This window comes from Rahnella perminowiae, from assembly GCF_019049755.1.
Classification (GTDB): domain Bacteria; phylum Pseudomonadota; class Gammaproteobacteria; order Enterobacterales; family Enterobacteriaceae; genus Rahnella; species Rahnella perminowiae.
Window position 1 is genome coordinate 1 of the sequence record NZ_JAFMOS010000487.1, and the last position, 12,153, is coordinate 12,153.

General features: G+C 52.4%; 8 protein-coding genes, 1 tRNA gene and 2 pseudogenes. 5 read left to right on the forward strand and 6 right to left on the reverse strand.

From position 1 onward, the window contains the following. The first annotated feature begins 114 nt into the window (after positions 1-114). The gene (locus J1785_RS09520; protein ID WP_235173385.1) at positions 115-1,146 is read left to right on the forward strand and encodes a LysR family transcriptional regulator; all 1,032 of its coding nucleotides are present in this window, start codon (positions 115-117) and stop codon (positions 1,144-1,146) included. An 84-nt stretch (positions 1,147-1,230) separates the two neighbouring features. Here J1785_RS09520 and J1785_RS09525 read toward each other — a convergent pair whose 3' ends face one another. From J1785_RS09525 to pepA, 3 genes are all read right to left on the reverse strand, one after another. Then, on the reverse strand, positions 1,231-4,086 hold the full coding sequence (locus tag J1785_RS09525) for a valine--tRNA ligase (protein ID WP_129954655.1): 2,856 nt from the start codon (positions 4,084-4,086) through the stop codon (positions 1,231-1,233). Then, a complete protein-coding gene (locus J1785_RS09530; protein ID WP_129954654.1) occupies positions 4,079-4,564 on the reverse strand; it encodes a DNA polymerase III subunit chi in 486 nt (161 codons plus the stop codon). Before J1785_RS09530 ends, J1785_RS09525 begins: the two co-directional genes overlap by 8 nt. A 116-nt stretch (positions 4,565-4,680) precedes the next feature. Next, the gene (gene pepA / locus J1785_RS09535; RefSeq protein WP_129954653.1) at positions 4,681-6,192 is read right to left on the reverse strand and encodes a leucyl aminopeptidase; all 1,512 of its coding nucleotides are present in this window, start codon (positions 6,190-6,192) and stop codon (positions 4,681-4,683) included. A gap of 278 nt (positions 6,193-6,470) precedes the next feature. Between pepA and lptF the strand changes: the two genes are divergently transcribed. Beyond that, a complete protein-coding gene (lptF, locus tag J1785_RS09540) occupies positions 6,471-7,565 on the forward strand; it encodes an LPS export ABC transporter permease LptF (RefSeq protein ID WP_129954652.1) in 1,095 nt (364 codons plus the stop codon). Next, positions 7,565-8,635, forward strand: coding sequence for an LPS export ABC transporter permease LptG (lptG, locus tag J1785_RS09545; protein ID WP_129954651.1), 1,071 nt, complete (start codon positions 7,565-7,567; stop codon positions 8,633-8,635). The genes lptF and lptG overlap by 1 nt, the downstream gene beginning before the upstream one ends. A gap of 87 nt (positions 8,636-8,722) precedes the next feature. Here lptG and ampH read toward each other — a convergent pair whose 3' ends face one another. Further along, the gene (gene ampH, locus J1785_RS09550; protein ID WP_129954650.1) at positions 8,723-9,862 is read right to left on the reverse strand and encodes a D-alanyl-D-alanine-carboxypeptidase/endopeptidase AmpH; all 1,140 of its coding nucleotides are present in this window, start codon (positions 9,860-9,862) and stop codon (positions 8,723-8,725) included. Between the two features lie 219 nt (positions 9,863-10,081). On the opposite strand from ampH, the gene J1785_RS09555 reads away from it, so the two are divergent. Both J1785_RS09555 and J1785_RS09560 read left to right on the forward strand, forming a co-directional pair. After that, a tRNA-Leu gene (locus tag J1785_RS09555) sits at positions 10,082-10,166 on the forward strand. 297 nt (positions 10,167-10,463) lie between these two features. Further along, positions 10,464-11,575, forward strand: a protein-coding gene (locus J1785_RS09560; RefSeq protein WP_217219294.1) for an IS3 family transposase whose coding sequence is annotated in 2 segments (ribosomal slippage) — positions 10,464-10,725 and positions 10,725-11,575 — 1,113 coding nt in all. Because the reading frame shifts where the segments join, the coding sequence is not laid out codon by codon here. 11 nt (positions 11,576-11,586) lie between these two features. On the opposite strand, the pseudogene J1785_RS09565 reads toward J1785_RS09560, so the two are convergent. Together J1785_RS09565 and J1785_RS09570 are read right to left on the reverse strand one after the other, a co-directional pair. Continuing rightward, positions 11,587-11,796: pseudogene (locus J1785_RS09565) on the reverse strand (type VI secretion system baseplate subunit TssG). Between the two features lie 159 nt (positions 11,797-11,955). Further along, positions 11,956-12,153: pseudogene (locus J1785_RS09570) on the reverse strand (hypothetical protein); the annotation flags it as partial.

The window sequence follows — 12,153 nt, forward strand, 5'->3', positions numbered from 1 at the left end:
GCTGGCGTTTTATATCACTGTCTGCTTTTCTTTTAAATTGATTTTAATGAATAAAATCAGATCATTTGTATTAATAAAATACATCAAATTTACTTACAGGTAAGGAGACCAACAATGAGTAACTTGACTATGATTGAGGGTGAGAATACGAATTTTCGTAACACACCTGAGATCAGAGGGCTGGAAAGCATGAAAGAGAACATACTCACCGATCGTTTTAAAATGGTGAAAAATTTTGATCTCAATTTATTAACTACGTTTGAGGCTGTTTTCATTCATCGTAGCGGAACCAAAGCGGCGGATGCTCTTGGCATCACACCTTCCGCTGTCAGTCAGGCTCTTGGGCGTTTGCGGGTTCATTATAATGATGCGTTGTTCATCAGGGATGGTAAGGCGCTGGCACCCACAACCGTTGCAGTGGGTATACATGAAGGGCTGGCAGAGGCTTATGACAATCTGATTGCGAAATTGCAGAATATCTCATTTGATTCTGTACCAACCCGCCTTGTTGTTAACTGTTCACCTTACTTATCTATGTTTACCATGAATGTGATGCGCAAGGTGCTGGATGAAGTGGCGCCTGATTGTGAGATAATTCATCACGTTAGCAATAACTCCCTGACTGATATCGAAGAGTCGCTGATTTTCCGTAAAGCAGACATTGTTTTTGATATTCATCCGCACATTAGTCACTCCCGGGTAAGCCAGCATATTGCCGACGAAATGCCGGTCCTGATTTGCCGCGGTTCACATCCGCGCATCAAAGGAACGGTGACACGCGAACAGGCAATTGCTGAAGAGTATATTTTTGTGGATTCGGAAAGTGCCAGCGCTTTATCTAACCGGCTGAACGTGAATAAGATGCTGCAGCACGAAAGAAAAGTCAGATACATCAGCCCTTCATTACTCTCTATTATTTCAATGGTTGAGGTTTCTGACCTGCTGGCGTTTGTTGCCGAACGTTTCTATGAAAAAGTAAAAAATTCGTTCGATGTCCAGAAGCTGGAAATGGAGTTCGATTTACCTTCTCAGCCGATATATATGATTTATAACAAAGCGGCTCTTAATAACCAATTTTTTGCCACGCTGGTAAAAAAAATGACCGAGCTTTTTGTGGACGCGCATAACAACGATTCTCAGCCCTGAAGCAGATTAAATAAAAAAGGCCAGTCAGATTACGCTGACTGGCCTTCGTTTTTATTGTGTTTTAACGCTTACGGATAACCGGAATTACAGCGCGGCAATCGTGGCTTTCTGTTCTGCCAGTTTCACTTTTGCTTCGCCACAGGCCGTCAGACGTTCACGTTCTTTGGCGACGACGGCTTCCGGCGCACGCGCCACGAACCCTTCGTTAGACAACTTGCCTTCGATGGAGGCAATCTCGCCATCCAGTTTTGCCATCTCTTTGTCCAGACGCGCCAGTTCGGCATCTTTATCAATCAGACCGGCCATTGGGATCAGCAGTTCCGCACCTTCCACCAGTTTGGTGACAGAAACCGGGCCTTTGTCGCCAGCAGGCAGAATGGTGATGGATTCCAGACGTGCCAGCGATTTAATAAAGCTCAGGTTCTGTTCCACACGACGTTGTGCATCTGCACTTGCGCCGCGCAGCAGCAGTTCCAGCGGTTTAGCCGGGGACAGGTTCATTTCAGCACGCACGTTACGGATAGCGATGATCGCCTGCTTAATCCACTCCAGATCAGCCAGCGCCAGTTCGTCTGCTTTTGCTGCGTCAAACTCAGGGAAAGGCTGCAGCATAATAGTTTCTGCCGTGATGCCTTTCAGCGATTTCACGCGCTGCCAGATGGTTTCTGTGATGAACGGGATGATCGGATGCGCAAGACGCAGCAAACCTTCCAGTACTTCTACCAGTGTATGACGGGTGCCGCGTAGCTGGGCTTCGTTGCCCCCATTCATAACCGGCTTGGTCAGTTCCAGATACCAGTCACAGAACTGGTTCCAGGTGAATTCATACAGAATGCTGGCAGCCAGATCGAAGCGATAGTTATCCATCGCTTCACGGTAAGTTTTTACCGTGCGGTTATATTCCGCGAGGATCCAGCGGTCAGCCAGTGACAGCTCAAGTTCGCCGCCGTTCAGGCCGCAATCCTGATCTTCGGTGTTCATCAGTACAAAGCGGCTGGCATTCCACAGCTTATTACAGAAGTTACGGTAGCCTTCAAGACGCTTCATGTCCCAGTTGATGTCACGACCGGTAGATGCCAGTGCCGCCAGCGTGAAGCGCAGGGCATCAGTACCGTGCGGTTCGATACCGTTCGGGAATTGCTTCTCGGTGCGCTTGCGGATTTTCTCTGCCAGCTGCGGCTGCATCATGTTGCCGGTACGTTTTTCCAGCAGATCTTCCAGCGAGATACCGTCGATCATATCCAGCGGATCGATAACGTTACCTTTGGACTTGGACATTTTCTGCCCTTCATCGTCGCGGATAAGCCCCGTCATATAAACGGTGTGGAACGGAACCTGCGGCTTGCCGTTCTCGTCTTTCACAAAGTGCATGGTCATCATGATCATGCGCGCGATCCAGAAGAAGATGATGTCGAAGCCGCTGACGACCACGCTTGAGGGGTGGAAGGCTTTGAGGTCAGGTGTCTGTTCTGGCCAGCCCAGCGTGGAGAAAGTCCACAGACCGGAAGAGAACCAGGTATCGAGCACGTCTTCGTCCTGAGTCAGTACAACGTCTGCGCCCAGGTTATTTTCGCTGCGTACTTCCGCTTCGTCGCGGCCAACAAATACGTTGCCTTCGGCGTCATACCACGCCGGGATACGGTGTCCCCACCACAGCTGACGGGAAATACACCAGTCCTGAATGTCACGCATCCAGCTGAAATACATATTCTCGTATTGCTTTGGCACGAACTGAATGTCGCCTTGCTCAACGGCCTCCACCGCCACTTTCGCCAGCGGCGCAGTCCGCACATACCACTGGTCAGTCAGCATGGGCTCGATAACGACGCCGCCACGGTCACCGTAAGGCACAGTCAGATCATGAGGTTTGATTTCTTCCAGCAGACCGGCTTCGTCGAAGGCAGCGACCACGGCTTTACGCGCAGCAAAACGCTCAAGCCCACGGAACTGTTCAGGGATCTCATTGCTGCAGGCATCCGTTTCTTCGCCGTTGGTATCGAAAATTTCAGCGGCCTGGCGGATATCGCCATCAAAAGTCAGAATGTTGATCATTGGCAGGCCGTGACGTTTACCGACTTCATAGTCGTTAAAGTCATGCGCCGGGGTGATCTTCACGCAGCCGGTGCCTTTTTGCATATCGGCGTGTTCATCGGCAACAATCGGGATACGACGACCTACCAGCGGCAAAATGATCTCTTTGCCGATCAGATCCCGGTAACGCGGATCTTCCGGGTTAACGGCCACGCCGGTATCACCGAGCACGGTTTCCGGGCGCGTCGTCGCGACTACCAGGTAATCTTTGCCTTCAGCGGTTTTCGCGCCGTCAGCCAGCGGATAACGCAGGTGCCACATGGAACCTTTTGATTCGCGGTTTTCCACTTCCAGATCGGAAATCGCGGTGCGCAGTTTCGGATCCCAGTTCACCAGACGTTTGCCACGATAAATCAGATCTTCTTTATACAGGCGAACAAACACTTCGCGCACGGCGTCAGACAGGCCTTCATCCATCGTGAAGCGCTCGCGCTCCCAGTCTACGGAATCGCCCAGACGGCGCATCTGGCGGGTAATGGTGCCGCCGGATTCTGCTTTCCAGTCCCAGATTTTGTTGATGAAGGCTTCGCGGCCATAGTCGTGACGGGTTTTGCCTTCTTCTGCGGCGATTTTACGCTCAACCACCATTTGCGTTGCGATACCCGCATGGTCAGTCCCCGCCTGCCACAAGGTGTTTTTCCCTTGCATGCGCTGATAGCGGATCATGGCGTCCATGATGGTTTGCTGGAAAGCATGACCCATGTGCAAGCTGCCGGTAACATTCGGCGGCGGGATCATGATGGCAAAGCTTTCTTTACTGGTGTCACCATGTGGCTTGAAATAGCCCTGTTGTTCCCAGTGCTCGTAAAGCGGCTGCTCGATGTCTTGCGGGTTATATGTCTTATCCATTTCGCTTCGTATTTTCGTCGGTCGATGTGGTGACTGAGGGCGTCGGGGCCGTCGTCAAAGAGAAACCCACGCTGCGATAGGCTTTGTAGCGTTCGCGCGCAAGTTGTTTAAGGGAATCTTCGTAAGGAACGAAGTCTACCACTTCATGGAAAGCAGTAGCAAAATCTGCAAACTCAGGCATCAGGCTGATGAGCAAGTCGCGCGGGGCATTACCGCGTTTTCCCGGCCAGCATAATTCAACCGGCGCGCCAAAACGCGGCCCTTCGCCAGCCAGGTTATGCGGGACAAAATGGCCCGGTTCGCGTTGCCAAAGCGCCTCATCCAGGCGTTCAGCCTGTTTTTGGTCTTCACAGGCCAGCAGAACACGTTTGCCCATCCGGTAACGTTCAGCGGCGACCACGCAGGCCAGGGCTTCGTGTGAGCTGAGCTCGCCACTGGCGTCCGGCGCATCGAGAAGAAAGAAGGTTGCCTGTTTCATGATGAGTTCACTGTGCTGCTGAGAAAAAAACAGGGGCGCAACTGGTGCGCCCGCCTGTGACAGGTCTGGCGAACCAGACCCTGATAGTGAAGATTATATCTTATTTAGCGCAGGAATCACTCATCGCCATCCAGGCCTGCACGGTTGAGCAGGAACTGTGACAGCAGTGCCACCGGACGACCGGTCGCACCTTTGTTCTTACCTGAACGCCATGCGGTACCGGCGATATCCAGGTGCGCCCAACTGTATTTACGGGTGAACCGTGACAGGAAACATCCGGCGGTGATAGCCCCGCCCGGACGGCCGCCGATGTTTGCCATATCCGCAAAATTAGAATCCAGCTGTTCCTGATATTCATCAGCCAGCGGCAGACGCCATGCACGGTCACCCGACTGTTCGGATGCACCGATCAGTTCATGAGCCAGCGGATTGTGATTCGACAGCAAACCGGTGATGTGATGGCCAAGGGCAATCACGCAGGCACCGGTCAGCGTGGCGACGTCAATCACCAGCTCAGGATCGAAACGCTCAACATAAGTCAGCGCATCGCACAGCACCAGACGGCCTTCGGCATCGGTATTCAGCACTTCGACAGTCTGGCCGGACATGGTGGTCAGAATATCGCCCGGACGGAATGCCTGACCGCCTGGCATGTTTTCACAGCCAGCCAGCACGCCAATGACGTTCAGCGGCAGATTCAGTTCAGCCACCACGCGCATTGCGCCATAAACCGCTGCGGCGCCACACATGTCGTACTTCATTTCGTCCATATCCGCGGCGGGCTTAATGGAAATACCGCCGGAATCGAAGGTCAGACCTTTACCGACAAGCACGATAGGCTTAGCGTCCGGATTAGGATTTCCTTTATATTCCATCACCGACATCAGTGATTCGTTTTTCGAACCCTGACCCACCGCCAGATACGCATTCATACCCAGCTCTTTCATCTGCTGCTCGCCGATAACGCGGGTCGTGATGTTGGTGCTGAACGCATCTGCCAGCTGACGGGCCTGTGACGCCAGGTAAGCGGCGTTACAGATGTTGGGTGGCATGTTGCCGAGATCTTTCGCGGCTTTAATACCGGCTGCCACCGCCAGACCGTGTTGAATGGCGCGCTCACCGCTGGTCAGTTCACGGCGGGTCGGCACGTTGAATACCATTTTACGCAGCGGACGGCGGGGTTCGGTTTTATTGCTTTTCAGTTGATCGAAGGTGTAAAGCGATTCTTTGGAGGTTTCGACCGCCTGACGCACTTTCCAGTAAGTATTACGCCCTTTAACGTGCAGCTCGGTGAGGAAGCAAACGGCTTCCATAGAACCGGTGTCGTTCAGAGTGTTAATGGTTTTCTGGATCACCTGCTTGTACTGGCGCTCATCCAGTTCGCGTTCTTTGCCGCAACCAATCAGCAAAATGCGTTCTGAAAGAATATTCGGTACATGATGCAGTAAGAGGGTCTGGCCCACTTTGCCTTCAAGTTCGCCACGGCGAAGCAGGGCGCTGATGTAGCCATCACTGATTTTATCGAGTTGTTCGGCAATCGGTGACAGACGGCGAGGTTCGAAAACGCCGACTACAATACAGGCACTGCGTTGTTTTTCCGGGCTACCGCTTTTTACGCTGAACTCCATGCACTCTCCTGAATCTTAAAGACAAGGGCGGGAGGTACGGCTAGAATGAGTCGCCGGAGACACTCTCCCGTCATTGTGTTAACGACCTGTGTTAACCTTAAACGGCGTTAGTTTTTATTTTGGCGGCTATAAGCAAGTTCCTATAGGACACCCCAATTCTCGGTGTTGTAATACTATTTTAGCTGCGAAGGTTGCCATATGATGAGAATAAATGACGGATTAGCGATGAAACTAGCGATTTTCCTTCAAAAAGACAAGTTTTCACAGGCGTATTAAGCGTGATCATCATTAGATATCTGGTTAGGGAAACCTTCAAGAGCCAATTTGCCATTCTGTTCATTTTGCTTCTCATCTTCTTCTGTCAGAAGCTGGTCAGAGTGCTCGGAGCAGCGGTCGATGGCGATATCCCAACAAATTTAGTTCTCTCACTTCTGGGCCTTGGCGTTCCGGAAATGGCGCAGCTTATTCTGCCGCTCAGTCTGTTCCTCGGCCTGCTGATGACGCTCGGTAAACTTTATACCGACAGTGAAATCACGGTCATGCATGCCTGTGGCCTGGGAAAACGCTCACTGGTCATCGCCGCACTCATTCTGGCGCTGTTTACCTCATTCTTTGCCGGTGTGAACGCGATCTGGCTCAGCCCGTGGTCGTCCAAACATCAGGACGAAGTGCTGGCGGAGGCGAAAGCCAACCCGAGCATGGCCGCAATGGTGGAAGGTCAGTTCCAGCAAGCCCAGAACGGCAATGCGGTTCTGTTCGTGGGCAGTGTTAAAGGGAAAGAGTTCCATAATGTCTTCCTGGCACAGCTGCGACCGAACGGCAACCAGCGGCCTTCCGTCGTGGTGGCTGATAAAGGCCATATGCTGCAGCGTGCGGACGGTTCCCAGCAGGTGATGCTGGATAAAGGCACCCGTTATGAAGGCACGGCGCTGCTGCGTGATTTCCGCGTGACAGACTTCACCGATTATCTGGCGGTCATCGGCCATCAGACAGTGCAGCTCGACCCTAATCAGTCTGATCAGATGACCATGACGCAACTCTGGCACTCTTCTGAGCCGGAAGCGCGGGCAGAGATGAACTGGCGTTTAACGCTGATCGTTTCAGTGTTTATCATGGCTTTGCTGGTGGTTCCGCTCAGTGTGGTGAACCCCCGTCAGGGGCGCGTACTCAGCATGCTGCCGGCTATCCTGCTGTATCTGATTTTCTTCCTGCTGCAAACCTCGCTGCGCTCCAACGGAGCCAAAGGTAAGCTGGATCCGATGCTCTGGATGTGGGGGACCAACCTGCTCTATCTGGCACTGGCGCTGGTGCTTAATGCATGGGATACCTTGCCGGTTCGCAAAATCCGTGCGCGTCTGAGAGGAGCTGCCTGATGTTTGGCGTATTAGACCGTTACATTGGTCGCACTATTTTCAACACCATCATGATGACGCTGTTCATGCTGGTGTCACTCTCCGGCATCATCAAGTTTGTCGATCAGCTGCGTAAAGTCGGGCAGGGCGGATATTCTGCCGCAGGGGCAGGTTTATATACTCTGCTGAGCGTACCGAAGGATATCGAAATCTTCTTCCCGATGGCGGCATTGCTGGGCGCATTGCTGGGCCTCGGCACGCTGGCAACACGCAGCGAGCTGGTGGTGATGCAGGCTTCCGGCTTCACCCGTATGCAGATTGCGGCTTCTGTGATGAAAACCGCTATCCCGCTGGTGCTGCTGACCATGGCGATTGGTGAATGGGTGGCGCCGCAGGGCGAACAGATGGCCCGTAACTACCGTGCACAGGCCATGTACGGCGGTTCACTGCTTTCTACCCAGAACGGATTGTGGGCAAAAGACGGTCACGATTTTATCTATATCGAACGCGTGGCGGGTGAAAAAGAGCTGACCGGCGTCAACATCTACCATTTCGATGAAGAGAATAAACTGCAGTCGGTCCGTTACGCCTCCTCCGCGACCTTTGATAATGGCGAGTGGAAACTCTCTCAGGTGGATGAGTCTGACCTGACGGATAAGCTGCAAATCACCGGTTCCCAGACACTGACCGGGGTATGGAAAACCAACCTGACGCCGGACAAACTGGGTGTTGTGGCACTCGACCCTGATGCGTTGTCGATCAGCGGCCTGCACAACTACGTGAAATACCTGAAGCAGAGCGGACAGGAAGCAAAACGTTACCAGCTGAATATGTGGAGTAAAATCTTCTCGCCACTGTCGGTTGCAGTGATGATGCTGATGGCGCTGTCATTCATCTTCGGGCCTTTGCGCAGCGTCCCAATGGGCGTACGTGTGGTGACCGGTATTTGCTTCGGTTTTCTGTTCTACGTGCTTGACCAGATCTTCGGTCCGTTAAGCCTGGTTTATAACATTCCGCCGATTCTGGGCGCCTTGCTGCCGAGCGGACTGTTCTTCGTCATCAGTATGTTCCTGCTGCTGAAAAAACGCTAAATCCGGCAGTGCACGGATACCGGTAAACAAAAAGCAGGCCCTTTACCGGGGCCTGCTTTTTTTACGTCTGTCTGCAGAGATGAGCAATCAGATCTCGTTATTGCGCACCAGATCAGCCACCAGATCGTTCACGCCATCACTCATATTTTTAAACTTGGTCAGTTCGCTGCGGGTCACCACCACGAACACGCCCACACCGCGCTGCGGCACCATCGCGACATAGGTGATAAAGCCACCGCCGCCGCCGGTTTTCTGAATGATGCGTGGCAGCAACGGCGTCGGCGCCATGGTTACCCAACCCATTCCCAGCGAGTCCGCCATTCCCGGCACATCCATCCCTTTGAGCGAGACCAGGTCCGTGCGCTTGTAATACATCTTCTGCGCCATGTCGGCGGTCGCGGTGCGCTGGCCGAGGAACTGACGCATCCAGCGGCCCATATCGGCAGGCGTGGAATAAAGACCACCGCTGCCCGCTGCTGCTATCGTGTTAATACACGGGCTCGGACGCAGACCTTCCATCAGGCGTGAACACTGGCTGGCGTTTGGCGTCAGCGTGGTATCCACCATGCCCAGCGGCTGAGTGATTTGATCGCGCAGCAACTGGGTATAAGGCTGATTCGCGGCCTTCGATAACGCATCGGAAAGCAGGTCAAACGCCAGATTTGAATAAGAGGCACGCGCGCCCGGCGGCACGGTGAGCTTGGCGACACTCAGCCAGCTCCAGCGATCACTCTTGGTCGGCCAGGTAAAGACTGCCCGGTTCGGCGCACCACCCGGCTGCTCACGCGGCAGGCCGCTGGTGTGCGTAGCGAGATTGAGCAATGTGATCGGATTTGTACCGCTGTAAGCAGGAACGCGGGCACCGGCCGGGGCATATTTACGCAGCGGATCATTAATACTGACTTTACCCTGCTGCGCCATTTTCACCAGCACTTCACTGGTAATCAGCTTGGTCAGCGAGGCGATACGCACCACGGAGTCTTCACGCGGGCGCAAATCGGAGCCGGGACGGGTTTCCCCGAAACTGCGGAAGACCTGCTGATTATTATCGACCACCACCAGCGCCATTCCCATCGCGCCGCTGCCGTAAAAGATGTGTTCTGCATGGTCATCCACGACCTGCGACGCCAGACGCGCATTCTGCTGCGCGTGGCTCCATAAAGGCGTACTGGCGAAGGCCAGCGCGAGGAGCGAAAGTGAGAGTTTTTTCAACAAGCTGGTATCCATCAACAGGGCAAGATCTATTCGTGATTTGTATACTAATGCGAAGTTTGAGAAACGGCATTGGAAAAACGTGGCCAGACAGAAGATTTTTGTCAGCAAATCCTCACTGTGTTGCGGAGTATGACTGTTTTTTCAACACTTAAACCGAACAAGGCGGGATAACTATTGCGTGCCCGGCTGGTCTGGGTATAATGCCCACGTTTTCCGCATACTACTTACAGTGCCGAAGTGGCGAAATCGGTAGACGCAGTTGATTCAAAATCAACCGCCGCAAGGTGTGCCGGTTCGAGTCCGGCCTTCGGCACCATTAGTATGTAAATTAAGTCACCTGCGGGTGGCTTTTTTTATGCCTAAAATCCAGTCTCTGCAAGGCTTTGCCCCGCTTTTCAGTCAACCGGCGTCAATCTGAGTTACCCCACATCAACATGCTTGTGAGTATAGAACCGAGTATATATGCTGGTTCGATAATGCTTATATACTCACGGCAGCATATGGAAGGAATACCATCATGGCCCTGACTGATACTGTAAGTATCCCACCAAAACGGCCCATTCATTTTTAGAGATCTTCCGACATACTGATTATGTCCCCTGAGGAGATCGCTATGCGTAAGATCCGATTCACTGAGCACCAGATCATCGCCGTCCTGAAATCAGTCGAGGCTGGCAGGACCGTCAAAGATGTGTGCCGCGAGGCTGCTATTTCTGAAGCCAGCTATTACAACTGGAAAGCAAAATATGGCGGGATGGAAGCCGCTGATATCAAAAAAATCAAAGACCTTGAGGACGAGAATCGTCGCCTGAAGCAAATGTTTGCCGATCTGAGTTTGGAATGCCGGGCGCTGAAAGACGTCATCGAAAAAAAGCTTTAAAACCAGCGATAAAGCGTGAGCTCGTCAACTATCTGACCACGCAATTTACGATGAGCATACGCCAGGCATGCAGGACGTTATCGCTAAGCAGGACGGTGTTTCGTTATCAACCGGATACGCGACGTGATGAAGCGGTGATCCAGAGGCTGACCGAGGTCGCTGAGCGCTATCCCCGCTACGGTTTTAAGAAGCTTTTTCAGGTACTTCGCAGGCAGGGGCACGTCTGGAACCACAAACGCGTTCACCGGATTTACTGCCTGCTGAAACTGAATTTTCGCCGTAAGGGAAAGCAACGTCTGCCGGTGCGCAATCCGGCTCCGCTGGCGACGCCGGAAGCACTTAACCAGAGCTGGTCGATAGATTTTATGCATGATGCGCTGGTGTGTGGTAGACGCTTCCGGACCTTCAATGTGGTGGATGATTTTAACCGTGAAGCGCTGGCGATAGAAATTGACCTGAATATCCCGGCGCAACGCGTCGTGAGAGTGCTAGACAGGATAGTGGCAAACCGCGGCTATCCGCTGAAGATGCGGATGGATAACGGGCCAGAACTGGTCTCACTGGCACTGGCGCAATGGGCCGAAGAACATGGTGTGATGCTGGAATTTATCAAGCCGGGTAAGCCCACACAGAACGCGTTTATAGAACGGTTTAACCGAACATACCGGACAGAAATACTGGATTTTTACCTGTTCAGAACACTGAATGAAGTACGAGAAATAACGGAGCGCTGGCTGGCTGAATATAACAACGAGCGGCCTCATGAATCCCTGAACAACCTGACGCCGGAAGAGTACCGGCTGATGGCCGAAAACCCGGAAGTCTCAAAAAGTGCGTGGAACTAAAACAGGTGTGCTTACATCCGACCCAGTTTCATCTTCATCTGCTCCGGCATGTCATCCAGATTATCTTCCCTTAATCACATTACGACGTTATATCCCATCAGCAATGAACGGTCGCACAACCGCGGCAGCGGTGCCAGCTTCATCGGAATCGTCAGTGTCAGGCTGGTGTCGTAGTCGCAGCCCAGATACACACGCAGCAGGGTAAACACGTCTTCACGCAACTAGCCGCCGGGCAACCAACCTTTGGCTTCACTGGGTCACCACGCGCAATTTGAAAAAACTAACTGGTAGCAGGTCACAGAATGATTTATAGGATCGGAAGTGACCATATTTCCCGCTTTCCAAAAGCCCCCTTACAAGATCTTGCAGGCTATTTACTTTTAACGTAACCAAAAAGGAAGATCTTCTGGCCCTAATGCGTCATATTGTTCTGACGGTCTATTAATATCATCAATGTAGTAAGGTGCATCTGTGAATCCGATTCTTATAGGTATATATTCCTTAAAACTTTGATAGTAAGCCTCTGTGCATTCCAGCACCTCATTAAAGGCTTTAAATAGGCGTTGAAATACCTCAGA

What these genes read in the sequence shown, in the direction of transcription:
- J1785_RS09520 (WP_235173385.1), top strand. Translation starts at nt 115, where the DNA reads ATGAGTAACTTGACTATGATTGAGGGTGAGAATACGAATTTTCGTAAC.
- J1785_RS09525 (WP_129954655.1), bottom strand. Translation starts at nt 4,086, where the DNA reads ATGGATAAGACATATAACCCGCAAGACATCGAGCAGCCGCTTTACGAG.
- J1785_RS09530 (WP_129954654.1), bottom strand. Translation starts at nt 4,564, where the DNA reads ATGAAACAGGCAACCTTCTTTCTTCTCGATGCGCCGGACGCCAGTGGC.
- pepA (WP_129954653.1), bottom strand. Translation starts at nt 6,192, where the DNA reads ATGGAGTTCAGCGTAAAAAGCGGTAGCCCGGAAAAACAACGCAGTGCC.
- lptG (WP_129954651.1), top strand. Translation starts at nt 7,565, where the DNA reads ATGTTTGGCGTATTAGACCGTTACATTGGTCGCACTATTTTCAACACC.
- ampH (WP_129954650.1), bottom strand. Translation starts at nt 9,862, where the DNA reads ATGGATACCAGCTTGTTGAAAAAACTCTCACTTTCGCTCCTCGCGCTG.